Annotated in this window: 23 protein-coding genes; 13 read left to right on the top strand and 10 right to left on the bottom strand. The window is 70.6% G+C overall.

The annotated features are described in order from the left end of the window. Window positions 1-139: 139 nt before the first annotated feature. Window positions 140-559, bottom strand: a complete 420-nt coding sequence (locus ACIPXC_RS03325) for a nitroreductase family deazaflavin-dependent oxidoreductase (RefSeq protein WP_401613011.1) — start codon at window positions 557-559, stop codon at window positions 140-142. Between the two features lie 245 nt (window positions 560-804). On the opposite strand from ACIPXC_RS03325, the gene ACIPXC_RS03320 reads away from it, so the two are divergent. Further along, complete coding sequence (locus tag ACIPXC_RS03320) at window positions 805-1,953, top strand: PP2C family protein-serine/threonine phosphatase (RefSeq protein WP_401613009.1); 1,149 nt, start codon at window positions 805-807, stop codon at window positions 1,951-1,953. A 25-nt stretch (window positions 1,954-1,978) separates the two neighbouring features. Here ACIPXC_RS03320 and ACIPXC_RS03315 read toward each other — a convergent pair whose 3' ends face one another. After that, window positions 1,979-2,503 (bottom strand): MarR family winged helix-turn-helix transcriptional regulator, encoded by a 525-nt coding sequence (locus tag ACIPXC_RS03315; RefSeq protein WP_401613007.1) that lies wholly within the window; start codon window positions 2,501-2,503, stop codon window positions 1,979-1,981. A 346-nt stretch (window positions 2,504-2,849) separates the two neighbouring features. On the opposite strand from ACIPXC_RS03315, the gene ectA reads away from it, so the two are divergent. From ectA to ehuA, 8 genes are all read left to right on the top strand, one after another. Further along, on the top strand, window positions 2,850-3,395 hold the full coding sequence (gene ectA, locus ACIPXC_RS03310) for a diaminobutyrate acetyltransferase (protein WP_401613005.1): 546 nt from the start codon (window positions 2,850-2,852) through the stop codon (window positions 3,393-3,395). A gap of 77 nt (window positions 3,396-3,472) precedes the next feature. Continuing rightward, a complete protein-coding gene (gene ectB / locus ACIPXC_RS03305) occupies window positions 3,473-4,741 on the top strand; it encodes a diaminobutyrate--2-oxoglutarate transaminase (protein ID WP_401613003.1) in 1,269 nt (422 codons plus the stop codon). Between the two features lie 46 nt (window positions 4,742-4,787). Next, window positions 4,788-5,192 carry an ectoine synthase gene (locus ACIPXC_RS03300; protein ID WP_401613001.1) on the top strand — a complete coding sequence of 135 codons (405 nt, stop codon included), beginning with the start codon at window positions 4,788-4,790 and terminating at the stop codon, window positions 5,190-5,192. A 106-nt stretch (window positions 5,193-5,298) separates the two neighbouring features. After that, window positions 5,299-6,201, top strand: a complete 903-nt coding sequence (gene thpD / locus ACIPXC_RS03295; RefSeq protein ID WP_401612999.1) for an ectoine hydroxylase — start codon at window positions 5,299-5,301, stop codon at window positions 6,199-6,201. Window positions 6,202-6,300: 99 nt separating this feature from the next. Beyond that, entirely contained in the window at window positions 6,301-7,218 is a 918-nt protein-coding gene (gene ehuB, locus ACIPXC_RS03290) for an ectoine/hydroxyectoine ABC transporter substrate-binding protein EhuB (protein WP_401612997.1), read from the top strand. 10 nt (window positions 7,219-7,228) lie between these two features. Then, window positions 7,229-7,912 carry an ectoine/hydroxyectoine ABC transporter permease subunit EhuC gene (ehuC, locus tag ACIPXC_RS03285; RefSeq protein ID WP_401612995.1) on the top strand — a complete coding sequence of 228 codons (684 nt, stop codon included), beginning with the start codon at window positions 7,229-7,231 and terminating at the stop codon, window positions 7,910-7,912. After that, entirely contained in the window at window positions 7,912-8,547 is a 636-nt protein-coding gene (gene ehuD / locus ACIPXC_RS03280) for an ectoine/hydroxyectoine ABC transporter permease subunit EhuD (protein ID WP_401613130.1), read from the top strand. Before ehuC ends, ehuD begins: the two co-directional genes overlap by 1 nt. Before the next feature lie 22 nt (window positions 8,548-8,569). Beyond that, window positions 8,570-9,331 (top strand): ectoine/hydroxyectoine ABC transporter ATP-binding protein EhuA, encoded by a 762-nt coding sequence (ehuA, locus tag ACIPXC_RS03275; RefSeq protein ID WP_401613129.1) that lies wholly within the window; start codon window positions 8,570-8,572, stop codon window positions 9,329-9,331. Between the two features lie 186 nt (window positions 9,332-9,517). On the opposite strand, the gene ACIPXC_RS03270 is transcribed toward ehuA, so the two are convergent. Beyond that, window positions 9,518-9,733 (bottom strand): hypothetical protein, encoded by a 216-nt coding sequence (locus tag ACIPXC_RS03270; protein WP_401612993.1) that lies wholly within the window; start codon window positions 9,731-9,733, stop codon window positions 9,518-9,520. 325 nt (window positions 9,734-10,058) lie between these two features. Between ACIPXC_RS03270 and ACIPXC_RS03265 the strand changes: the two genes are divergently transcribed. Continuing rightward, window positions 10,059-11,333 carry a cation:proton antiporter gene (locus ACIPXC_RS03265; protein ID WP_401612991.1) on the top strand — a complete coding sequence of 425 codons (1,275 nt, stop codon included), beginning with the start codon at window positions 10,059-10,061 and terminating at the stop codon, window positions 11,331-11,333. Continuing rightward, on the top strand, window positions 11,320-11,916 hold the full coding sequence (locus tag ACIPXC_RS03260; RefSeq protein ID WP_401612989.1) for a hypothetical protein: 597 nt from the start codon (window positions 11,320-11,322) through the stop codon (window positions 11,914-11,916). Before ACIPXC_RS03265 ends, ACIPXC_RS03260 begins: the two co-directional genes overlap by 14 nt. Before the next feature lie 303 nt (window positions 11,917-12,219). Here ACIPXC_RS03260 and ACIPXC_RS03255 read toward each other — a convergent pair whose 3' ends face one another. Both ACIPXC_RS03255 and ACIPXC_RS03250 read right to left on the bottom strand, forming a co-directional pair. Next, window positions 12,220-13,284, bottom strand: a complete 1,065-nt coding sequence (locus ACIPXC_RS03255) for a PucR family transcriptional regulator (RefSeq protein WP_401612987.1) — start codon at window positions 13,282-13,284, stop codon at window positions 12,220-12,222. A gap of 160 nt (window positions 13,285-13,444) precedes the next feature. Further along, entirely contained in the window at window positions 13,445-14,008 is a 564-nt protein-coding gene (locus tag ACIPXC_RS03250; RefSeq protein WP_401612985.1) for a DM13 domain-containing protein, read from the bottom strand. 734 nt (window positions 14,009-14,742) lie between these two features. On the opposite strand from ACIPXC_RS03250, the gene ACIPXC_RS03245 reads away from it, so the two are divergent. Next, window positions 14,743-16,233: a SulP family inorganic anion transporter gene (locus tag ACIPXC_RS03245; protein ID WP_401613127.1), complete on the top strand. Its 1,491-nt coding sequence runs from the start codon at window positions 14,743-14,745 to the stop codon at window positions 16,231-16,233. Window positions 16,234-16,328: 95 nt separating this feature from the next. On the opposite strand, the gene ACIPXC_RS03240 is transcribed toward ACIPXC_RS03245, so the two are convergent. Continuing rightward, a complete protein-coding gene (locus tag ACIPXC_RS03240; RefSeq protein WP_401612984.1) occupies window positions 16,329-17,330 on the bottom strand; it encodes a DUF389 domain-containing protein in 1,002 nt (333 codons plus the stop codon). Window positions 17,331-17,625: 295 nt separating this feature from the next. Here ACIPXC_RS03240 and ACIPXC_RS03235 point away from each other — a divergent pair, with 295 nt between their 5' ends. Further along, the gene (locus ACIPXC_RS03235) at window positions 17,626-18,282 is read left to right on the top strand and encodes a methyltransferase domain-containing protein (RefSeq protein ID WP_401612982.1); all 657 of its coding nucleotides are present in this window, start codon (window positions 17,626-17,628) and stop codon (window positions 18,280-18,282) included. On the opposite strand, the gene ACIPXC_RS03230 is transcribed toward ACIPXC_RS03235, so the two are convergent. The 4 genes from ACIPXC_RS03230 to ACIPXC_RS03215 all read right to left on the bottom strand — a co-directional run bounded on the left by ACIPXC_RS03230 (window position 18,252) and on the right by ACIPXC_RS03215 (window position 22,842). Next, window positions 18,252-18,785 (bottom strand): hypothetical protein, encoded by a 534-nt coding sequence (locus ACIPXC_RS03230; protein ID WP_401612980.1) that lies wholly within the window; start codon window positions 18,783-18,785, stop codon window positions 18,252-18,254. The genes ACIPXC_RS03235 and ACIPXC_RS03230 overlap by 31 nt on opposite strands. After that, on the bottom strand, window positions 18,782-20,032 hold the full coding sequence (locus ACIPXC_RS03225) for a molybdopterin-dependent oxidoreductase (protein ID WP_401612978.1): 1,251 nt from the start codon (window positions 20,030-20,032) through the stop codon (window positions 18,782-18,784). Before ACIPXC_RS03225 ends, ACIPXC_RS03230 begins: the two co-directional genes overlap by 4 nt. Window positions 20,033-20,449: 417 nt before the next feature. Continuing rightward, window positions 20,450-20,767 (bottom strand): hypothetical protein, encoded by a 318-nt coding sequence (locus tag ACIPXC_RS03220; protein ID WP_401612976.1) that lies wholly within the window; start codon window positions 20,765-20,767, stop codon window positions 20,450-20,452. Between the two features lie 170 nt (window positions 20,768-20,937). After that, window positions 20,938-22,842, bottom strand: a complete 1,905-nt coding sequence (locus ACIPXC_RS03215) for a potassium channel family protein (protein WP_401613125.1) — start codon at window positions 22,840-22,842, stop codon at window positions 20,938-20,940. Between the last annotated feature and the right edge of the window lie 231 nt (window positions 22,843-23,073).

Raw genomic sequence — 23,073 nt, 5'->3', positions numbered from 1 at the left:
GCAGCCTGAATCATCAGGACCGCGGTGACGGAACCCGGGCACCCGGGCAGGGCACCGCCCGGTGGGCGTTCCTCGCTCTCCCCGCTCGGGTGCGTATCGGTGGGCGGGGAGGGGGACGCGTTCGAGGGCCGCGTCCCCTTCAGCGCCAGCGCCGGGGCGGGGTCTCGTCCAGGCGTACGAAGGGGATACGGCGGCCCGCCTCCCTGAGGTCATCCGGTGTCCCCCGTCCCAGGTCGAGCGAGAGCAACCGGCACACCACCCGGACGGCGTGAGGGTGGCTCCCCGCGTAGCGCACCATGACCTCGGCGGACTCCTCCGGGGACAGGAAGTACGCGGTCACCGCATGGCGTCGACGACCCACTTGGATGGTGACCTGCGGGGCGTGTCGCAGGTTGCGGTACCACTGCGCACGGTTACCGAATCCCGAGGCCACGGTCCAGGTTCCGTGCAGCGGATCATGGTCGACCACCTCAAGGCACACCGTGCGCCGACGGCCCGAGTAGCGCCCCTCGTGATGGAGCACCAGGAATCGCCGGCCCAGTAGCGGTCCGAGTCCCACTCGGTACAGGAGGAGGGGCAGCCGCGCGAGGAAGCGACGCCGGCCGACTGGCGGCCCGGGCCTGCGAGGCGAGCTGCGGTTCATCACGACCTCCGGATTCCGCGCGCAGCATCCGTTCTCCAGGGGTAGGTAACAATCGCACCGCCTGGTCTTTCGATGCATGAACCTTTGCATAGTCTAAACCCCGTCACGGTGACTGAGAGCAATCGCCCGGCGGAACGGGACGCGGAAAGCAGGAATACGACATGGAGTTCGCCCGCACCCGGTCGGCGTCGATGTCGACCCGGCCGGCTCTGATCGCTCTGCCGTACCTCGTGATGGGCATCGTGGCCGCGGCCGACGTCGCCGCAGGCCCCGGCGTCGGTCTCCTTCCCCTCGTGTCGCTGGGTCCCGCCTTCGCCGGCCTTTCGGGCGGGTGGCGCCGGACCGTGGCGATCGGCGGTCTGGCGCTCGCCCTGTGCTGTGCGCTGGGCGTCTACGACGGCCTGTTCGGGACCCGGCGCGGCTACACAGCGCTCCTGGCCGTCGCAGGTGTCACGGCGGCCGGAATCGCCGCCGCCGTGTCCCGCGAGCGACAGCAGAGGGAACTGGCCAGCGCCCGCTCCATCGCGGAGGTCGCCCAGCGGGTCCTGCTCAGGCCCGTTCCCCGCCAGGCCGGCCATCTGCGCGCAGCGGTCTCGTACACCTCGGCGGAAGCCGACGCGCGGATCGGCGGGGACCTCTACGAGGTGGTGCCCGTCCCGGGCGGAGTCAGGGTGATCATCGGCGATGTCCAGGGGAAGGGGCTGGACGCCGTGGAAACCGCGGCATCCGTGCTCGGCGCCTTCCGGGAGGCGGCCCACGACGAACGCGAGCTGGCCGATGTGGGCTCCCGGGTCGACCGCGCCGTCCAGCGACAGCTCGGCCTGGACCCCGGGAGCGAGAAGTTCGTGACGGCGCTGCTCGCCGAGATCACGGAGCCGAAGGGCATCACCTTCCTGAACTACGGGCATCCTGCGGCCATGGTCATGGGAGGCGACGGCCATGTCTCGTTCCCCGGTCCGCGCCGCCACACGCCGCCGCTCGGCCTGGTGTGGGATGCGTCCGACGCTCCGGAGCCGTACTTCGTGCCCTTCGGGCCGGGGTGTCAGCTGCTCCTCTACACCGACGGCGTTTCGGAGGCCCGCGACGCGGGCGGAGCCTTCTACCCCTTGGCGAAACGTGCCGGTCTCCTCGCGGCAGGGGATCCGCAACGCGCGTTGGACACGCTCCAGGCGGATGTCGTCGCCTATGCCGGAGGCCCGTTGCACGATGACGCGGCGATGCTTCTCCTGCGGTGCCGGGACGACCTCGGCATGACTCCCCGGGGCGCCCTCGGCGCTGTCAAGGTCGCGTCCGAACCCCCGGTGCGGTGAACGACGCTCCGTCGCCTCGACCCGTTCACCCCCGGGAAGTCGACTCGGTCCAGCCGAGCGGATAGGAGGAGTCCGCGGGATCGGCCACCGGGGGCTCACCCCCGGCGGCATTGAACGCGTCGAGGGCGCCGATCAGGGCGGTACGTTCGGCAGCGCCGAGTCGCGCGACGATGGCAGCCACCTCGGCACGGCGCCGGGCCGTCACTTCCTCCACCAGACGCCGACCGGGGTCCGTCGCGGTCAGAACGGTTTCCCGCCGGTTCTCGGCGTTGGGCCGACGCTCGGCGAGCCCCGCCACGATCAGCCGGTCCACCATGCGCATGGCCGTGGACGGGTTGACCCCCAGCAGCTCCGCCAGGACGACCAGCTTCGCGGATCCTCGAGCGGCCAGAACCACGAGCATCCTGAACTGGGCCAGCGTGACCCTCTCCTCCGCCGCGGCCAGCGAACGTGCCGAGATCGCTACAAGCAGGCGGGAGGCGGTCAGAACGGCACGGGTGACGTCGTCCACGTCGTCGTGGGGCTCGTCCGTCTCAAGGTCTTCGGTCATACCTCTTTGTACCGCCCCCGCCTGTCTCACCCCGGAGCGCCCCGGTCCGAGTTCCACAACGACCGTCATGACCTGCGCCCTTGTCCAGCCCACAGCGGCCAAAACCTGCCGGTTCCCGACAATGGGATAACTTTCATGTCGCAAATTTGGCACAGGGCAAATGCGTTACGCGCTCGTTACAGACCCCCACCCAGGGAGTCAATATCCCGACATATGGCCCCACGAGTCAGCCATCAGGCTTCCTTCCGGATGCCAAAGAGGTACGCGCAAATATCACGCTCGACGGCCACAGCGGAACCCCTGCACGGCATGTCATTTCGTCCGCTGCTGGGTAGCTTCGGCCCCCATGACCACTGCTCATGCAGACCCGGCCCAACTCCGCACACCTCCTCGCCCGCCTTCCGGCCTGCGCATCGACAGCCCCGGCCCCCACGACGGCCCCGCTCTGTGGCAGCTGGCGCGCGAGGCGAAGACCCTGGACGTGAATTCCGTCTACAGCTACCTGCTCTGGTGCCGTGACTTCGCCGGCACCTCCGCTGTCGTCCGCGACCGCACCGGACAGGCCGTGGGCTTCGTGACCGGCTATGTCCGTCCCGACGCCCCGTCCACTCTGCTGATCTGGCAGATCGCCGTCGCCGAATCGGTGCGTGGCCTGGGTGTCGCCGGCGCGCTGCTCGACGCCCTCTCCCTGCGTGTCGCCACCCAGCACGACATCGACTGCCTGGAGACCACCATCACTCCCGGGAACGTGGCGTCCGAGCGGCTGTTCGCCTCGTACGCGGAACGGCACGGCGCCCAGGTCGAACGGGAGGTCCTGTTCCCGGCGGAGCAGTTCCCCGGCTACGGGCATGAGCCCGAGGTACTGCATCGCGTCGCGCCCCTGTCCCTCTGAACGCAACCGCCCGTCACAGGCATCGACCGGCGCCCACGCACGAGGCGGCCGGAAACCGAACCCACTGGAGAAAGACCTTGACCACCACAGTACCGAGCCGGACCGTCTTCGAGACCGTGGAGTCGGAGGTGCGCAGCTACTGCCGTGCCTGGCCGGTCGTCTTCGACCGCGCGGAAGGAAGCCGCCTCCACGACGAACAGGGCCGCTCCTACCTCGACTTCTTCGCGGGAGCCGGCTCGCTGAACTACGGCCACAACAATCCCGTCCTGAAGCGTGCCCTGCTCGACTACATCGAGCGCGACGGCATCACCCACGGACTGGACATGTCGACCACGGCGAAGCGCGCCTTCCTGGAGACCTTCCGCTCCACGATCCTCGAACCCCGTGGGCTCCCGTACAAGGTGATGTTCCCCGGCCCGACGGGCACGAACGCCGTGGAGGCGGCCCTGAAGCTGGCTCGCAAGGCCAAGGGACGCGAGGCCGTGGTGTCCTTCACCAACGCGTTCCACGGCATGTCCCTCGGATCGCTGGCGGTGACCGGCAACGCCTTCAAGCGCGCGGGGGCCGGCATCCCCCTGGTCCACACCACGCCCATGCCGTTCGACAACTACCTCAACGGTCGGGTCCCGGACTTCCTGTGGTTCGAGCGGCTTCTGGAAGATCAGGGGTCCGGTCTCAACCACCCCGCGGCCGTGATCGTGGAGACCGTCCAGGGCGAGGGCGGGATCAACGTGGCGCGGGCCGAGTGGCTGCGCGGCCTCGCCGACCTGTGCCGACGACGCGACATGCTGCTGATCGTCGACGACGTGCAGATGGGCTGCGGCCGGACCGGCGAGTTCTTCTCCTTCGAGGAGGCGGGAATCACCCCCGACATCGTCACGGTGTCCAAGTCCATCAGCGGTTACGGACTGCCCATGGCCCTGTGCCTGTTCAGGCCCGAGCTGGACCTGTGGGAGCCCGGCGAGCACAACGGCACCTTCCGCGGCCACAATCCCGCCTTCGTGACCGCGACGGCCGCCCTGGACACCTACTGGCGTGACGGGACCCTGCGCGAGCGCACCCTGGTCAACGGTGGGCGGATCGAAGGGACCCTGCGCGAGCTGTGCGCGGAACACGGACGGCTCGGCGCCACCTATCGGGGGCGCGGCCTGGTCTGGGGCCTGGAGTTCACGCACAAGGAACGCGCGGCGGCCGTCTGCCGCAAGGCGTTCGAGTACGGCCTGCTCATCGAGACGTCGGGGCCTCAGGACGAGGTGGTCAAACTGCTCCCGCCCCTCACCGTGTCGGACACCGAGCTCGACGAGGGCCTGGGGATCCTCGCCCGGGCCGTGCGCGAAACCGCCTGAGCACCACCCGTCAGCCCCGCACCGAGCCACGAAAGGCAACTCCACCGTGATCGTCCGATCGTTCCGGGACCTTGAGGGAACCGACCGCCATGTGAAGTCCGCCTCCGGGACCTGGGAGAGCAAACGGATCGTCCTGGCCGGGGAACGGGTCGGTTTCTCCCTCCACGAGACCGTGCTCTACGCCGGCACCGAGACCTCCATGTGGTACGCGAACCACGTCGAGGCCGTCGTCTGCCTGGAGGGCGAGGCCGAACTCACCAACGAGGAGACCGGGGAAACCCACCGGATCGGCCCCGGGACCATGTACCTGCTCGACGGCCACGAGCGCCACACCCTGCGCGTGCAGCGGGAGTTCCGCTGCCTGTGCGTCTTCAACCCGCCGGTCACCGGACGGGAGGACCACGACGAGAACGGCGTGTACCCGCTCCTCACGGAACCGGACCCCGTCTGACGTGGCGGAAGCGTCCGACCTGACCGCCGGCGAGCCAACCGAAGTCGAAGCCGAAGTCCACATCGAAGCCGAAGCCGAAGCCGAAAGGAACGAGGACAGCAGCACCATGAGCATTGCTTCCGACCGCACCGTCACCGACCTCTACCCCACCCGGGGAGCCGAGGAGGCCTTCATCGGGCGCAAGGACCCCGTCGTCTGGTCCGAGCCCGGAACTCCAGGCCCGTTCTGGGCCCGGGAACTGGAGCAGTTCGACCGCGACGGCTTCCTGCCCGTCGAACAGCTCATCACCCCCGCCGAGGTGGAGACGTACCGGACCGAGATGGACCGTCTCCTCGCCGACCCCGCCGTGCGCGCCGACGACCGTTCGATCGTGGAGCGCAAGTCCGGCTCCGTCCGGTCGGTGTTCGAAGTCCACCGGATCAGTGAGGTCTTCGCCGAGCTGGCCGCCGACCCGCGGATCGCCGACCGGGCCCGGCAGATCCTCGGCTCCGACGTGTACGTGCACCAGTCCCGCATCAACCTCAAGCCCGGCTTCGGTGCGACGGGCTTCTACTGGCACTCCGACTTCGAGACCTGGCACGCCGAGGACGGGCTGCCGCACATGCGCACCGTCTCGGTGTCCATCGCGCTGACACCGAACTACGCGACCAACGGCGGACTCATGATCATGCCGGGATCGCACCGGACCTTCCTCGGCTGCGCCGGTGAGACCCCCGAGGACAACTACAAGAGGTCGCTCCAGATGCAGGTGGCCGGTACGCCCTCGGACGAGGCACTCACCAAGTTCGCCTCCGCGTGCGGCATCCGGCTCTTCACGGGCGAGGCCGGCTCGGCCACCTGGTTCGACTGCAACGCGATGCACGGCTCCGGCGACAACATCACCCCGTACCCGCGCAGCAACGTCTTCCTGGTGTTCAACAGCGTGGAGAACCGTCCGGTCGCTCCCTTCGCCGCCCCCGTACGACGCCCCTCGTACATCGCGTCACGGGACTTCACGCCCATCGGCTGAACCCCGTCACGTCCACGGGCGCACACAGGTCCGGGCCGGTGGCTCCTCCGCCCGCGGCCCGGACCCGCGTCCGCCTCACCCCGGAGAAAGGAATGCCGGATGCCCCGGCCCGCCCGCCCCAGCCGCAGAAGCTTTCTCTCCCGTGCGACCCTGCTCACGGGTGCCGCACTGATCCCGCCCCTGACCACCGCGTGCAGCACGACAGAACCGGGAAGCGGAGCCCCGAAGGGGGACGACTCGCTGTTGGACGGACTGCGCGAGCAGGGGTTCGTCCGCGTCGGTTTCGCCGGGGAGGCGCCCTTCGGCTTCCAGAACGGCGGCGTCCTGGCCGGAGAGGCTCCGACGCTGCACCGAGAGATCTTCACCTCGCTGGGGGTACCCGAACTGCGCCCGACGCTGACCGACTTCGGCGCGCTGATCCCCGGACTGCTCGCCGGCCGGTTCGACGTGGTGAGCGCCGGCATGGCCATCACGCCCGAGCGGTGCGCCAAAGTGATCTTCTCGGAGCCGGAGTTCGTCTCCCCCACCGCCCTGATGGTCCGCAAGGGCAACCCCCACGGGCTGTCCGACCTGAAGTCCTGCGCCGACCGGGGTGTGACGGTCGGCGTCCTCACCGCCGCGGTGGAAGCCGCGTACGCGAAGGCCGCGGGCGTCGCTCCATCGGCGGTGAAGGCACTCGCCAAGCAGCAGGACGGTCTCGACGCCCTGGTCGCCGGGCGCATCGACGCCTTCGCCCTGACCGGGATCTCGCTGCGCTGGCTCGCCAAGGTCAACCAGGGGGCGAAGGCGGAGGTACTGGAACCCTTCGTGCCCGAGCTGGACGGTAAACCGCAGTACAGTCCGGGCGGTGCCGTCTTCCGCCCGGGCGCCGGGCGGCTCAGGGACGCCTTCAACCGCGAACTGGCCGGCATCACGGGGGACCCGGCCCGGTACGTACGCCTGATAGGCGCCTACGGGTTCACCGAGCGCGAGGTGCCTCCGGCTTCGCTGCGGACCTCCGACCTCTGTCGGGCGTGACGGGGCAGGTATGAACGACTTCTTCGAGGAGTTCGTCCGGGCGGCGCCGCGGGTCGGTGAAGGGCTGTGGATCACCGTCCTGGCCACCGTGCTGGGCTCCGCCGCGGCCCTGGTGGTGGCGTTCGCGCTCGGCCTTCCCTCGTGTTCGCCGAGGCGGTCGGTGCGTGCTCCGGTCCGTCTGGCGGTCGAGTTCCTGCGGGGCACCTCCCTGTACGTCCAGCTCTTCTGGCTCTTCTTCGCACTGCCCGTGCTCGGCTTCCGTCTGGAGCCGCTGGCCTGCGGTGTGCTCGCCCTGGGCCTGAACCACGGTGCGTACGGTGCGGAGGTCGTCCGCGGCGCGGTCGGTGCTGTTCCGCGCTCCCAGCGGGAGGCCGCCCTCGCGCTCGGGATGGGTCCCTGGCTGCGCATGCGGCGGGTCGTGCTGCCGCAGGCTCTCGTACTGATGATCCCGCCCTTCGGGAACCTCCTCATCCAGTTGCTGAAGGCCACCCCGCTGCTGTCACTGATCACCATCTCCGACCTGACCTTCCAGCTGGACCAGCTCCGGTCCGCGACCGGAGACACCACAACCGCGTATCTGACCCTGCTGCTGATGTACTTCGCGCTCGCGGCCCTCCTCTCCTCCGGAATGAAGGCCCTGGAATCGGTTGCGGCGAACCGGCTCGGCCGCAGGACGAACGGGGGCGAGGCGTGATGTGGTCGTGGGAGACTGCGTGGGAGGGCCTGCCCGCGGTGCTCCAGGGCTTCGGGATCACACTGGCCGCCACCGCGCTGGGCTCTGTGCTCGCCCTGTCCCTCGGTCTGGTGGTCGCCGTACTGCTGCGTGCGCGCACCCGGTGGATCACCCTGCCCCTCGCGGGATCGGCCCAGTTCATCCGCTCCACCCCGCTGCTGGTCCAGTTGTTCGCCGCCTGGGTGCTCGTCCCCGGCGTCGGCGCCCTCACCCTGGGGATCGTCGTGCTGGGCGTCCACTACGCGGCGTACACGGCGCAGGTCTACCGGGCCGGCATCGACGCGGTGCCGGCAGGTCAGTGGGAAGCCTGCGTCGCGTTGTCGCTGCCGCGCCGACGCGTGTGGCGGGCGGTGGTACTGCCGCAGGCGATCCGCAACGTGCTGCCGTCCCTCGGCAACTACGTCGTCTCGATGTTCAAGGAAACGCCCTACCTGGCGGTGATCGCCGTACCGGAGATGGTCCACCGGGCGAACGAGTACGGCAGCACCCACTTCGCCTACCTGGAGTCGTACACCACAGCGGCGGTGATCTTCCTGCTGGCGAGCTGCCCCACTTCCCTGCTCATCCGACGTCTGGAGAAGCGACTTGCCCACTGACGTGAAGACGCACGGTCCGGAGATGATCCGCTTCGAGGGGGTGGTGAAGCGGTTCGGCGCGCGCACGGTCCTGGACGGCCTCGACCTGAGCGTCGCGCCCGGCGAGCGGGTGACGCTGATCGGGCCCAGCGGTTCGGGGAAGACCACCATCCTGCGGCTGCTGATGACCCTGGAGAGGGTCACGGAGGGCACCATCCACCTGGCCGGGCGCCCGTACTCCCACATGCCCCAGGGGCCTGCGGGCAGGCTCGTACCGGCCGACGAGCGCTACCTGCGCCTCGTCCGGCGGCGCGTCGGCATGGTGTTCCAGCAGTTCAACCTCTTCCCGCACATGAACGTGCTGGAGAACGTCGTGGAGGCCCCGGTGCACGTGCTCGGCGTGGACCGGGAGGAGGCGGAGGACCATGCCGGGAAGCTGCTCGACCTCGTCGGTCTGACGGCCCGCCGGGAGGCCCATCCGACCCGGCTCTCCGGCGGCGAACAACAGCGGGTGGCCATCGCCCGCGCCCTCGCGATGCGCCCCGAGGTCCTCCTGCTCGACGAGGTCACCTCGGCTCTCGATCCGGAGCTCGCGGCGGGCGTGCTGGACGTGCTGCGCGACATCGCCCGGACGACGGACATCACCCTGCTGTGCGTCACGCACGAGATGGGCTTCGCCCGTGAGGTCTCGGACCGGGTCCTCATGTTCGACCACGGTCGCGTCCTGGAGTCCGGCCCGCCCGAGCAGGTTCTCGAGTCACCGGATCACGAACGCACGAGGTCCTTCCTGCGCGCCGTGCTGTGATCGGCGGCCGTGCTTCCCCTGGCCGGCGGGCGTCCGCCGGTCCACGCCGACGCCGTCGGTTCCCGGGTAGGCGCGTGGGTGAGGGGGCGACAGCGGACCGGCCACCGCATGCCTCAGGAGGAGCCATGGACACCCGGCTCGGTATCCTCGCTGACGGTACGGCGGCCTCGGCATCCCGGCCGGCCCCTATCGCTCTCCGTCGTGTGCGGCCAGAGCCATCGCCATTCCTGTCAGGAAGAGGCTCAGGCCGATGACCAGGAGGGGAAAGCCCGGACCCGGCAGGACGTACATGGCCGCGCCCAGGCAGGCGATCGGCAGGCCGACGGCCGCCAGCACGATCCCGAGGCGCCTTTCGGCCGTCACCCAGCGGTAGAGGGTGGCGCGGTAGCTACGGAACCGCATCAGCCCACGCTCCCCATGGGGCTCCTGCCGCACGGAGCGCCCGGGCCTGCCGGGGCCGATCGCAGAATCGTCGCGATGGCCAGCGCAGTCGCGTGGGTCATGGAGCTTCCGTTCGTCGGCGCCGTTCCGGAATGAGGCGCTCACCTTACCTGGACCATACGTCGCGCGTTCATGCCGGTGCCCGGCAATGAAGGGCCCCGAGCACTGCCGTCAGGAACCCGTCAGGCTCATGTATGGGATATGTAAAATCCGTGGCGGTGTGCCGGGAAGCCTGGTCGGCGGTCAACAGGACACCTCTCACTCGCCGATCGGGGGCTCGTTTTCCATGGTGCTCGTCGCTGTCTTCGGAGTCGTGCTGCTCATTGCCGTGCTCCTGTCCGGGCTCGCGGCCCGGACCGTGCTGTCCACATCACTTCTCTTCCTCCTGGGCGGCGCGCTGGTCAGCGACGGCTTCCTGGGCCTGATCCACATCACACCGGACAGCGAGATCGTGGCGGTGACCGCGGATCTCGCCCTGTTCGCCGTGCTGTTCACCGACGGTATGCACGTCTCCTTTCCCGCGCTCCGCCGGAACTGGCGGAACCCCGCGCGGGCGCTGGGCCTGGGCATGCCCCTGGCTCTCGTCGGGATGGCGCTCGTCACCCACTACCTGGTGGGGCTCGACTGGACGACCTCGTTCCTGGTGGGAGCCGTCCTCGCACCGACGGACCCGGTGTTCGCCTCCGCCATCGTGGGCCGCAAGGAAGTGCCGGCGAAGCTCCGGCAGCTGCTGAACGTCGAGAGCGGGATCAACGACGGTCTCGCCCTGCCCGTCGTGCTCATCCTGATCGCGGCTGCCGGCCCCACCTCGGCCCACGCGGAGGCCTCACTGGGCAAGATCGGGCTGGAGCTGCTGCTGGGCCTCGGTTTCGGTGTCGTACTGCCGCTGCTGCTGGCGGGCCTCGTGCGGGTTCGGAACCTGGGCGCCGAGCCCCGACTCCAGCCGCTGCTGCCGCTGGCCACCGGCATCATCCTCTACGGGCTGTGCCACCTCACACACGCCAACCCCTACCTGGCGGCCTTCTCCGCCGGCGCCGTCATGGCGAGCGTTTCGCCGGAGATCAAGGGGGTCTTCGAGCCGCTGGGCGAGGCCGTGGCGGAGCTCGCCAAGTTCGCGGCACTGCTCGTCTTCGGCGCACTGCTCACACCGGCGCTCTTCGGTGACCTTTCCTGGGGCGGCTACGCGGCCGTGGTGCTGGCCATCGTGCTCATCCGGCCCGCGTCCCTGCTGGTGTCGCTGCTCGGCACGAAGTTCGAGATGCGGGAGAAGCTGGTCGCCGCGTGGTTCGGGCCCAAGGGGTTCGCGTCGGTGGTCTACGGTCTGCTGGTTCTCCAGGCCGGCATCCCTCAGGGCGAGGCCGCGTACACCCTGATCGCGGTCTGCATCGCATTCTCCATCGTCGCCCACAGCAGCACGGACGTTCCGGTGGCCCGCCTGTTCCACGTCAAGGGTGACGCCGGCGCTCCCGACAGCACGCTTCTCGCCGTGGCGGCACCGGCCGCGGATGCGCATGACCCGACGAGCGAGGGACCGCGGCAGGAGGGTCGTGTTCGGATCTGAGGCAGAACACCCGACGTGCCGGAAGGCGCGAAGGGAAGGCCGGCGCCCGGTCCAGGGAACCCTGGCCGGTCTCGGCGCGCTGGCCTCCCTCACCTCGTCGACCGTCGCGTTCGCCGCTGTGCGCGCGGGAGTACCGGACGAGCCCGACGAACAGACCTATGCGGCGTCACTGCCCGCTGGTGACGAGTTGAACGCGCGGGTGCGCCACGTGGACATCGCGGGTGGCGGCTCCGGTGAGATGGCGCAGGCCGTCGCCCCCCTGGCCACCGAAGGTCCGCTCTACTCCATGGCCTTGACCCTGGTCACGCTGATCATCGGCACACTGGGCATGTTCGTCTGTTGGCGCCTGCTGAGCCCAGTGGGGTGGGCGTCCTGGGGGCGGTTGTCCCTGGGGCGGTCGAAGTGCCTGGTGGTGGCGGCATGGGCGGCCCTGGCGCTGATCGCCGACTCGTTCCTGATCCTCTGGCTGCTGGTCTGGCTGGACGGTCCCTACTGGCTGCATCCGCTGCTCTGGCTGCTGACGGGGATACCGGGCACCGTCGTCACCACCGTTGCCCTCCGGGTGAGAGGCGCACGCGCATGACGCCGACCCGAGTCATGCGGATACTGGCCGGGGCTGCCGCCTGGTGGGCCACGGTGACAGCCGCGCTCTGGCTGGGCGGCCGCCTCCTGGGCCAGCCGGCTCCTGTGTCCGGATGTGCTCTCGGCGCCCTCTCGGTCATCGTGATCGGAGAAATCGGGGACCGTGTCCGAAGGGCCTGGAGAAGGCACCGTCAGCACGCCGGTCGTCGCGATCGGCGTGCTGATCCGGCTCCTGAACAGTGCCCGGTGGAACGAGGGCGGGCCGCACACGGCCTCGGCGTTTCCCGGCACACGTCCCCGGCCGTCACTGCTCCTTCTTCGGCCAGTCCAGAAGCCGCGCACCGATGACAGCCGTCTGCAGGGTGTACCGGTGGCGCGGATCCCCGGGATCGGCCCCGGTGAGCTTGTGGATGCGCTCCAGCCGGTACGTGAAGGCGCGGACACTGAGCGACAGCAGGCGGGCGGCGTCGGTGGCCACGCAGCCCGCGTCGAAATAGGCGTGGAGCGTGTCGATGAGCGGCCTGGCGCCGCCCCGAGCCTCCTGCAGGGGCCCGAGGACGGTGCTGACCAGATCGGCCATGGCCTGCCGGTCGCGCCCGAGGACCGGGTAGACCAGCAGGTCCGCCGCGTACAGGACCGGCCCTTCCAGATCGATGCGCCACGCGAGGTCAAGGGCGTTGAGGGCCTCCTCGTACGAGTGGACCACTCCCCCGGCGCCCGCGTGAGTCCGGCCGATGGCGACCAGGCCGCCGTTGGTGGCCGCGTACGCCCGTTTGGCGAAGTAGGTGAGGACCTCGGGCTGGTCACCGGGGGCGACGCAGATCAGGCGGCCGTCCTTGGTGGTCAGCAGGATGCTGCGGTTGCCGAACCGGGCCAGGACGGCCGCCTCTATGCCCCGGACGATGCTGTAGCCGTCCCCGTACGGTTCCGGGCCCTGGGCCACCGCCACCGCGTGGGCCTGCGACAGGCGCAGGCCGAACCGCTCGGCGCGCTCCGCGAGCCGGCCCAGGTCACTGCCGCCGTACAGCAGGTCGTCGATGAACTCCCGCCGCGCGGCCTCCTGCTGTCGCACCGCCTGCTGCTGAGCCCTCTCGTACCCCTCCGCGAAGGCGTCGACCGCCTGCTCCAGCGCAGCGAGCAGGTAGGGAAGCTCCCGTACGGGGAGCTCCGGCTGGATGTCACGGGCCAGGGCCAGGTGGGCGCGGACGAGCGCCCGCAGACCGATGCCGGCCTCGGCTGCCCGTTCGCCCGCGTCGCGGCGGGCCTCCAGTTCGTCGCGGGTGAAGCGGCGGCCGGTGACGCAGGCCTCGCGCAGGAGGCTTGCACTGCCCTCCAGGTACTCGTCCGTCTTCGGCTGTTCGTCGCTCACCCTTCGCCCCGCCCCTTCGTGCACGTCACTGGCCGAGGGCCAGCCTGCCACGTCCCGAGCACGCGAGGCGCCGCAGGTCAGGTCGCAGCCACGGCTCGGCCGAAGGGAGAGCCTCGGGACGGCCGAAGGGAGGGTCTCGGGGCGGGCCCGTCGAGAGCGGCTACGCCTTGGCGAGTTCCGCCGCCCCGAAGGAGACGTCGAAACGGTCGCACCAGATCGCGACACTGGAGTAGTCGGCGAGGTTCACGTCCGCGGGGATCTCGTAGTTCTGGTCGCCCTTGTTCCCCTTGAGCTTGCCCAGGCTGACGTACTTGCCGTCGTCGAAGACGCGCCAGCCCGCCACACCCTCCTTCACCGGGGCGTCGGTCAGCCACACCCGCAGGTCCGGCCCGTTGCTCGTGTCCAGCCCCTCCAGCCGGAGCACGTGGGAGCCGTCGGCCAGCCGGACGACCTTGGCCGTGCCCGTGGTGTCGTGCTCGTGGCTGATGAACGAGCCCTGGGTCAGGGTCTGCGGCACGGCCGGCGGCGCCGGGGCGGCGGAGACGGTGCCCGAAGGGCTCGCACTCGGCGCAGCCGGCAAGGCTGCGGGCAGGGCTTCGCTGACCGTCTCGTCCTGCCACAGCTTCCACGGCTGGAACAGGTAGAGCCCCACCACCAGGGCGGCCGTCACCACAACGGCCACGGCCACTACCAGCGGCCCACGCCGCCCACGACCCAGCTTCATCCCACGACTCCCTGCTCCGCGCCCGACGGGCGATGTGTCTTCCGACCGCATTCAACTGGATGCCGGGGCGGTAAACCATTACGCCCGCATTACGGACGGGCGGACCCGCCGCCCACGGCTTTTTGGCCATGCGCCGGACCGGGGTCGGTCATTGCGCCCGATGGGGCTCCCAGAGGGCTACCGCTGGTACGGACCTATCCGCGTGATCACGCCGCCACTGCGGAACTGGAGCGGATCGGTCGGCGGGCGCACGGGCCCGAGCGGTTCGGCCGCGAGTGATCGTCCGGAGCACGGCACCGCAGGTCGGGATGAGCCCGGGGCACCTCCACGACCCCCGGCAGACCTGGGCTGCACCGGTCCCCGCCCCGGCGTGCCGGTATGGTGGCTCGTAGCGATGGCGGCCCGAGGGCTGTCGCGCCATGTGCCGTGCCGGGGCCTACGGCGCCCCCGGCCGATTCCGATTGCTGCAGGAGAGAAGCGTGCGCGAGCCCATCACGTTCGACGCCGCCGCCTGCCCACCGTGACGCCTCGCGCCGGGACGTAACACCCTCGCACCCCCTCACCGCAGGGGTCGTCCCCTGTTCCCGGCATTCCGGTTCCGAGCCCGTCGGAGCCCTCTGCGGGGTGCCGACCCCGCACCGCCGCGTCCTCCCGCCCGCCCCAGCCCGGCCCGCCGAGCGGGGTGCGCCCGAACACGACAGGTTTTGTCTCCCTTGTCTTCTGCCGCCACTGCTGTGTCCCCGGCCGCGCGCCTGCGTGGCCTGAAGCCCGACTGGATCTCGGACCCGAAGGTCTGGCGTACCGAGGTGCTCGGCGGGCTGGTCGTCGCCCTGGCCCTCATCCCCGAGGCCATCTCGTTCTCGATCATCGCCGGTGTCGACCCGGCGATCGGCCTGTTCGCCTCCTTCACCATGGCCGTCGTCATCTCCATCGTCGGCGGCCGACGGGCAATGATCTCCGCCGCCACCGGCGCCATCGCGCTCGTCATAGCCCCGCTGAACCGCGAGCACGGCCTGGGCTACCTCATCGCGGCCGTCATCCTGGCCGGCGTCTTCCAGATCGCCCTGGGCGCGCTGGGCGTCGCGCGCCTGATGCGGTTCATCCCCCGCTCCGTCATGGTCGGCTTCGTCAACTCGCTCGCCATCCTGATCTTCATGGCCCAGGTCCCCGAGATGCGTGACGTTCCGTGGGCCGTCTATCCGCTGATCGCCGCCGGCCTGGGGCTCATGGTGTTCTTCCCGAAGGTCACCACCGTGATCCCGGCCCCGCTGGTCTCGATCGTCATCCTGACCGCGATCACCGTCGGTGCGGCCATCGCGGTGCCGACCGTCGGCGACAAGGGTGAGCTGCCCTCGTCCCTCCCCGTGCCGGGCCTGCCGGACGTGCCGTTCACCCTGGACACGCTGACGACGATCGCCCCGTACGCCTTCGCCATGGCGCTGGTCGGCCTGATGGAGTCCCTGATGACCGCGAAGCTGGTCGACGACATCACCGACACCCGCTCCAACAAGACCCGCGAGTCCATCGGCCAGGGCATCGCCAACATCGTCACCGGGTTCTTCGGCGGCATGGGTGGCTGCGCCATGATCGGTCAGACGATGATCAACGTGAAGGTCTCCGGCGCCCGCACCCGCGTGTCGACCTTCCTCGCGGGCGTGTTCCTGATGGTGCTGTGCATCGTCTTCGGCCCGATCGTGTCCGACATCCCCATGGCCGCCCTGGTCGCCGTCATGATCATGGTCTCGTTCGCCACCTTCGACTGGCACTCCATCGCGCCCAAGACGCTCAAGCGGATGCCCGCGGGTGAGATCGCCGTCATGGTGATCACCGTTGCCTGCGTGGTGGCCACCCACAACCTCGCCATCGGTGTCGTCGTCGGCTCGGTGACCGCCATGGTCGTCTTCGCCAAGCGCGTCGCTCACCTCGCCGAGGTCACCGCCGTGGTCGACCCCGACGGCAGCACCGTCGTCTACCGGGTCACCGGGGAGCTGTTCTTCGCCTCGTCCAACGATCTCGTCGGCCGGTTCGACTACGCCTCCGACCCCGGCAAGGTCGTCATCGACCTGAGTGCGGCACACATCTGGGACGCCTCGTCCGTCGCCGCCCTGGACGCGATCGAGACCAAGTACGCCCAGCGCGGCAACTCCGTCGAGATCACCGGCCTGAACAACCCCAGCGCCGACCTCCACGGCAAGCTCACCGGCGAACTCACCGGCAGCCACTGACGCGGCCCCGCGAGGGCGAGGGGGCACGTTCGGCAACGTGTCCTCCCAGTGCCGTCACGGCCCGCCGAGGCCGAGGCCGTGTCGGCGCCGGAACGTCATCCCGCGATCTTTCCCGCGGTGATCTGCTGGCCCCGGGTGGAGTCGACCACGACGAGGATTCCCGCGGGAAGTTGTCCTTCGAGGTCGCCGAGCAGGTCCTGGATCGGGGGGAGGTCGCCGGGGGCGCGGACATGGATGTACAGGGTTCTGGACTGTGCGTCGACGCTGGTGACCGCCGCGCCGGGGGTGTCCGCGAGCCATCGCTGCGCGGCGTTCGTGGCCCGAAACGTCCAGAGGTTGAGCAGCACGGTGGTCACCGTGTTGGCCGCCAGGGGGAGCAGGACGGCTGTGAAGAGCAGCGCCACCATGACGTAGGCGCGACGTGGGGCCCGCCCGGTGCGCCGGCCGGAGGTGCGGGTGTATCCGAGGGCGGCGAAGACGACCATGCCCGCGAAGACGAGGGCGAGGAGGTTGGAGAGGAAGAGCACCAGCGCCCCCAGGGCGAGCCACCAGGATGTCTGGCCGGCGCAGACACCCGAGACCACGAGGGGCGGTACGAGGGAGATCGCGATGGCCACCCCGGGCAGGACGGCGGCGACGTCCTTGCGGGCCAGTGCCACGGCGCCCGCGAAACCGGTGGCCAGCGCGGCGATCAGGTCCATCAGCCCCGGGGAGGTCCGGCCCGAGATCTGGCTGTTCGAGAGCAGGTCGTAGGACTGGGGCAGGGCCAGTGAGGCCACCGCACCGATGACGACCACCACCAGACACCCCGCGGCGACGAAGGTGACGGCGGTGGTGCGGCGACGCTGTACGGCTCCGAGGGCGATGCCCATGATCGGGGTGGAGAGCGGCGCAATGATCATCGCACCGATGACGGTGGCCGTGGAGTCCGTCAGGATCCCGCCCGCGGCGATGACGGACGAGAGCGTGAGCATGGTCCAGAAGGCCGACTGCTTCGACCGGGTGTCCCCTGAGGAAAGATCGAGATCCTCCTGAAGGTCCTCCAGCGAGCGACGCTGACGGTCCGGCAGGACTCTGTCGCGGAGTTGGCCGGGCATGTGCCCAGTATCCGGAACGGAATGCCTCGCGCAGGGCAGGAACACGGCCGGGACACGGACGGACACCCGACGGCGGGTACGGGATCGGTAGCTGCCCCGCCCATGTCCGCCGCCCACCTCCCCCGCCCAGGTCCGCCGCCCGGGGTTGCCCGCGAGTCGCCGTCCGACCGGGGGGAACGGCTTCGGTCCCCGGCGGGAGACGTGCCCCGGGCACGCGGTACCGGAGCGCGATCCGATCGGGTGAATCCGCCTCGGCCGGAACGAGTCCGGCAGATCGTGTGGCGACACATGAAACGTGACCGCCCACGACCGAGAAGGATGGAGCACCGGCCCGTACGCGGCGGCGATCCGCACGCAGCGGGGTGATCTTTCGCTGCGCGACGCCGAGGGCTGGTACCTGCCACTGGACCTCGAACGATGGACTGCGGCGGCGGACGCCGGCGACCGGGCCGTACTGCGGCGGTGCAGGGGCCGTGTGCTGGACATCGGCTGCGGGGCCGGCCGGCTCGTGGAGGCGCTGACCCGTCGGGGACACACCGCGCTCGGCATCGACGTGTGTCCTTCGGCGGTCGGCGCCACGGTGAGCCGAGGATGCGCGGCCCTGCACCGGTCGGTGTTCGATCCGCTGCCCGACGAGGGCGGGTGGGGAACGGCGCTGCTGATCGACGGGAACATCGGCATCGGTGGCGATCCCCGCAGACTGCTGCTGCGGATCAGGGCTCTCGTGCACGGGCGGGGGGTGCTCCTGGTGGAGACCGCGGCGGAGGACGTGGACGAGCGCCGCCGGGTCCGCATCCACGTGGGTCGCCGCCCCGTGGGAGCGGTCTTCCCCTGGGCCGCCGTCGGCGCCGCGGCGCTGGACCGTCATGCCCGGGCGTCGGGGTGGACCGCCACCGAGCGGTGGTCCTCCGCCGAGGGCCGTCACTTCCTGGCCTTGCGCGCCTTCGCCTGAGCCCGCGCGGCACGCCTGCTCGCCCTGGTCCCGTGCCACATCCGTACGAGGAGGACGACCGCCGAGGCCGCGAACAGAACGGCGGTGATCAGCAGCCAGCGCGTCAGGAACCCGTCCGCGGGAAGACCCGTGTACGCCGTGAAGTGATCCACCCGGCGGAAGACGAGGGGCCACCAGACGAGCAGCAGGACACCGGCGACGAAGGCCGGCACGCGAACGTAGTTGACGCTCACGCGCGCCACGGGATCCCCGGCACCGGAAGTCCCGCAGACGGCCTGCGCCGCCCGGTCCGTCACCGCGTACAGGGGCAGCAGTACCAGGTCGTGGACCAGGGCCGCTCCCACGAACCAGAGGGCCACGCCGAAGGCGTCTCCCGCCAGGAGCCGCACGCCCGCGTAGACGGCGAGGGCGAAGGAGGCGAGGACGAGGAGCAGGTGGAGCGGGGAGGCACCGTAACGGCGTCGGAAGGCGACCCTGCCCGCGCGCGGGAGGTGGAACTTCACGGCTGCTCCCCGAAGGTGAGGCGGGTGACCCACTTGGTGTTGTGGACACCTGGGGCCCCGGGCACGATCACCCGGGCGGGGTAGCCGTGATCGCGGGAAAGGACGGCCCCGTTGACGCGCACGGCGAGGAGCGAGCGGGGGTCCCGGGCCTGGTTGTCGCGCAGGACCACGGCGCGGAACGACCCGCCGCGCTGCACCGACTCCACGAACACCTGCGGGGTGTCCGTGCCGAGCCCGACGAGCGCGGCCAGCTCGGTGAGGCGGACCCCGCTCCACTGCTGGTCAAGGGTGGACCAGCCCTCCACGCAGGCGATGGGCAGGGACGACTCGCGCTGGGGCAGGGCCAGCAGCTGGTCGTACGTCAGGTCGACCTGCCGGCCGGCACCGCGTACGGTCAGCCGCCAGGCGGGGCCGATGTCGCTGGGCCGGATCCCGACGGACGCGGCGGTCTTGTTGATCTGGAAGCCGTTGGGCCCGGAGCCGGGGTCCTGCCCGTGCGGGGCGAGCAGCGCCGTCCGCCGGAACCAGCCGCCCACGCTCTGCCCGGCGGTCACGACCAGCAGTGCCAGCGACCCCAGCCCGACCATGCCGAGTGCGCCCCGGCGGGAGATGGTCGGTGCCGCCGGGCGCGGGGAGACCAGTCCGGCCGCGTCCTCCGTACCGGGCGCCGGCTCCCCCGGCCCGGACCGTACCGCGCGCAGGGCCTTCGGCAGCCGGAAGGCCACGTGGACCACGAAGGCACCGATGAAGACCCAGGCTCCGTAGAAGTGCAGCCTGTAGAAGGAGCCCGGGAAGATGTAGTGCAGCTGCACGTTGAGGATGCCGGTGACGAACTCGAAACCCGCGCCGCCCACCAGGAGGAGCAGCGACAGCCGCTCGATGCCGTGGGCGACCGATCGTACCGGGGGCCAGGCGAACAGCTTCGGGATGACCGACCACAGTTTCGCCAGGAGCACCGGTACGAGCACGATCCCGAGGGTGACGTGCACGCCCTGGGTGACGCGGTAGAGCCAGTACGGGGACGTCGGCCAGGAGAACAGGTAGAAGCCGAGCCATCCCTTGTCGGGCGTCTGGTCGTTCACCGCCGACAGGTCCGGGTTGTACGCCGCGTACGACAGCAGACCCGTCACGAACAGGACGGTGATGCCCGCCAGCAGGACCAGGCCGAGCACCGAGGTCAGCCAGGGGCCCCGCAAGGGGCTGCGCCAGAAATCCGGGCGCGAGGGCCCGGGCGGCGGACCGGCCATCCGTGCGGTGCCCCGGGCCGGCCGACCTCTCGTCGACCGCTTCGACCCGGTTTCATCCGCTTCCGGTTCCGTATCCGAGGCGCGACCCGCAGCGGCCGGCACAGGGTCCTCCCGCGGCCCGGGACGTGCGGGTACCGCATTGTGCGGAACGGGCCGCGGGGTGTCTTCGGAACCGCTCTGCCCGCTTCCGCTCGCACCCAAGGCACACCTCCGCAGACTCCTCGAATCGGGACTTCCGGGACATCGCCCGCAGAGGAGAACATGCCGCACGGGACCATGAGTGCGCTCGTGACACGCCAGGCTCGATCGGTCCTCGCTGCGACCGCGGCCGACGGCTACCGGGCGGCATCGCTCACGCCGGTGCGCGCAGTCCGCGACGCGGGGCCTCGCGGGACGAGGACGTGAGCCTCCGTGCCCCTATCGCCGGCCCGCTGGATCCGGGCGACGGGCGCGCAGCGCCGCCTGCATGAAGTACACCGCCGCGGCGACGGCCAGCCCGACCCCTGCGGCTGTGCACGCCGTGGTCAGACCGGCGGGGGCATCCAGCATGCGCGGCACGGTGTTCAGGCAGGCCTGCGCGTAGAGACCGAGCATGGCGTAGGCGTACGACCTGGCCACGGCTCGGCTGCGCAGCCTTTCGGGAGTCCACCCTCGCAGGAGTGCGACCGGGAGCGGAAGCAGAAGGAGCGTCGCCGCCGCAAGAACGATGGCGTGGATGATGGGATTTCCGTTCATGGGTACCTCTCTGGTGCGGCTGCCCACGATACGAGCCGACTACCCGTCGCTCTCATGCCGGAATTCGGCAATCTTGCGCTCCCCTGACTGCTGTTGGCGACGCGTCAACAGTGCGCCCGAACCCAAGAGCCCGACGCCCTGCGGCCGGAGAGGTCGCTCGGCTCCCGGCATCAGCCTTCTCGCGTCCCGGAGGCGGAGACGGTGCCGCGCCCGAGCAGCTCTGCGAGACCACGACGGGTGGCCGCCAGCACCACCCGGTCCTGGGTCTTGAGGACGTACCCGGGGTGCAGATCCCAGACCAGGCCCGCCTCGGGGAGTCGGCCGTCCCCGGGCGCAGCGGCCAGATCGGGGCGCCGGTCCTCGGGTGCGCTGGTGTCCAGGGCGATCACGCGCCAGGCGCCGGGCCGGAACGACTCGGCGATGGTCCGCCCCTCCAGCTGCGGATGACCCGCCACCACCAGGGCGGCGAACAGCAGCACGCGGCGCTCGACCGGTATCGCCCCGAGTACCTGCCGGCCCATCATCGCGCCGGCAAAGGCGGGTGCCGCCAGGTGGGTCACGCTGCGGCTTCGGGTGAGGGCGTCGGGGTGGGTGGCGCGCAGGGTGCGGTACACGGCGGTGGCGAAGTCGTCCTCGTAGAGCCGCATCACGACCCGCAGATCGGGCCGGACCGCCCTCGCGTACAGGGCTGCCTCCAGGTTCGTGATGTCCGCGCTGGTCAGGGCGAGCAGGCAGTGCGCCTTGCCGACCCGTGCCGTTTCGAGCACGCCCTCCTCGGTCACGTCACCGAGGACGACCGGTACGCGCAGACGGCGCGCGAGCTCGATGCCCCTGGCCTCCGGGTCGGATTCCACGCACACCACCGGAATCTCGAGCTCCCGCAGCCGGGCCAGCACCCGTGCCCCGATCTTGCCGAGCCCCAGCAACACGACATGCCCGGACGTCCGGCGGGCGGGCCGGCGCAGCGCGGTCGCGGTCCGGAACGCCCCCAGTCCCTCCAGGGCCGCCGCCACCAGCACCGGCAGCAGGAGCAGGCCCACGAACCCGGCCAGGATCTGCAGTGTCTTGCGCTCGGCCGGCTCCTCCACCGCGGGGTCGTTGATCGCGAAGATGTCGAGGAGCGTGATGTAGGCCGCGTGCAGGGGGTGGTCCCCCGTCGTGATCCAGGAGGCCACCGCCAGCGCGGCCACGGCTGCGACGATCCCTGCCAGGGACCACCGCAGGCGCCGGGAGAACAGCGAGGCGACGGGCAGCGTCGCCCCCGCCAAACGGCCCGCCGACACGACGGGGCCGACATGTGACACGGCTTCCAGGGCCACGATGCCGCGGCCCGTAGCGGCGGCGACCGCCCGGTCGTCCGGCAGCAGTTGCGGCCCGCGGTCACCGCTGTGTTCCGAGCCCTCCGTGCCGGCCGGGTCGCCCGTGGTCGCCGAGAGCAGGGCGAGGGTGCACAACCCCGGGTCGGCGACCTGGCCCCGGCCCGGCGGGGTGCGCTCGACCGCCCGGAGCAGCAGCCCGTCCGCTTGCACGATCTTGCTGGTGCCCGCGACAGCAGAGGCGGCCAGGGCGGGCGCAGCGGTGTCGGCGTCGGACAGGACCGTGGTCGACGAGTCGAGTTCCCGCAGATCGAGTCCTGGTTCGGCGATGATCGCCGCCTGGTCGAGCAGTTCCTCCAGGTGCTGCCCCAGCTTCCGGTTGTAGAGCCTGATCACGAGCCGGAGCCTGGGGTTGAGCCGACGGGCCACCAGAGCCGCCCGCACGTTGGTCTCGTCGTCCTCGTACACCAGCGCCAGTGCGGCGGCCCGCTCGACTCCGGCCGCTGCCAGCAGCCCTTCGTCCGGCTCGGCCCCTTCCACGACACGCAGGTGCGGGTCCGTCTGCTCGGTCGCCGCGACGCGGGCGTGCCTGGCCATGGGTACGCGGCTGAGCAGTCCGAGGGCCGACCCGGACCGTCGCCCCACCGCCGGCTGCGGTGCGCGGGCCTCGGGCACCACGAGCGTCACACGCTCCCGGTACACGTCCCGGAGTTCGACGGCCAGTCGCCTGGCCAGACCGTCATCGCCGCATACGACCATCCAGCCACCGGGCATGGGAAGTTGGGACCGCGAGAGATTCGACACCGATCAAGAATGCACCGCCGGAACGACAGTTGCCCCGGCGGGTTCGCCTGTGAACCGGGCCACGAACGGCAGCACGGGACGTGGGAGCCGGTCCCCTCGTCCGTCGACAGGTCGGTGCGGTCGGAAGTCGTCTCCGGTTCCACGGCGGCGCGACCACCGGCCTACCAAACGCCGCACGTACAGCCA

It is taken from the genome of Streptomyces sp. NPDC090021, assembly GCF_044748225.1.
Classification (GTDB): Bacteria; Actinomycetota; Actinomycetes; order Streptomycetales; family Streptomycetaceae; genus Streptomyces.
The sequence above is the reverse complement of the archived record's forward strand: the minus strand, read 5'-3'. Positions and strand labels throughout refer to the sequence as shown.

Bases quoted from the DNA above. Each gene is read 5' to 3' on its own strand.
- ehuA (WP_401613129.1), top strand. From the start codon at position 8,570: ATGATCCGCTTCGAGGGGGTGGTGAAGCGGTTCGGCGCGCGCACGGTC.
- ehuC (WP_401612995.1), top strand. From the start codon at position 7,229: ATGAACGACTTCTTCGAGGAGTTCGTCCGGGCGGCGCCGCGGGTCGGT.
- ACIPXC_RS03240 (WP_401612984.1), bottom strand. From the start codon at position 17,330: ATGCCCGGCCAACTCCGCGACAGAGTCCTGCCGGACCGTCAGCGTCGC.
- ACIPXC_RS03265 (WP_401612991.1), top strand. From the start codon at position 10,059: ATGGTGCTCGTCGCTGTCTTCGGAGTCGTGCTGCTCATTGCCGTGCTC.
- ACIPXC_RS03270 (WP_401612993.1), bottom strand. From the start codon at position 9,733: ATGCGGTTCCGTAGCTACCGCGCCACCCTCTACCGCTGGGTGACGGCC.
- thpD (WP_401612999.1), top strand. From the start codon at position 5,299: ATGAGCATTGCTTCCGACCGCACCGTCACCGACCTCTACCCCACCCGG.
- ACIPXC_RS03220 (WP_401612976.1), bottom strand. From the start codon at position 20,767: ATGAACGGAAATCCCATCATCCACGCCATCGTTCTTGCGGCGGCGACG.
- ACIPXC_RS03215 (WP_401613125.1), bottom strand. From the start codon at position 22,842: ATGGTCGTATGCGGCGATGACGGTCTGGCCAGGCGACTGGCCGTCGAA.
- ehuD (WP_401613130.1), top strand. From the start codon at position 7,912: ATGTGGTCGTGGGAGACTGCGTGGGAGGGCCTGCCCGCGGTGCTCCAG.
- ACIPXC_RS03320 (WP_401613009.1), top strand. From the start codon at position 805: ATGGAGTTCGCCCGCACCCGGTCGGCGTCGATGTCGACCCGGCCGGCT.
- ACIPXC_RS03315 (WP_401613007.1), bottom strand. From the start codon at position 2,503: ATGACCGAAGACCTTGAGACGGACGAGCCCCACGACGACGTGGACGAC.
- ectA (WP_401613005.1), top strand. From the start codon at position 2,850: ATGACCACTGCTCATGCAGACCCGGCCCAACTCCGCACACCTCCTCGC.
- ACIPXC_RS03225 (WP_401612978.1), bottom strand. From the start codon at position 20,032: ATGGCCGGTCCGCCGCCCGGGCCCTCGCGCCCGGATTTCTGGCGCAGC.
- ACIPXC_RS03250 (WP_401612985.1), bottom strand. From the start codon at position 14,008: ATGAAGCTGGGTCGTGGGCGGCGTGGGCCGCTGGTAGTGGCCGTGGCC.
- ehuB (WP_401612997.1), top strand. From the start codon at position 6,301: ATGCCCCGGCCCGCCCGCCCCAGCCGCAGAAGCTTTCTCTCCCGTGCG.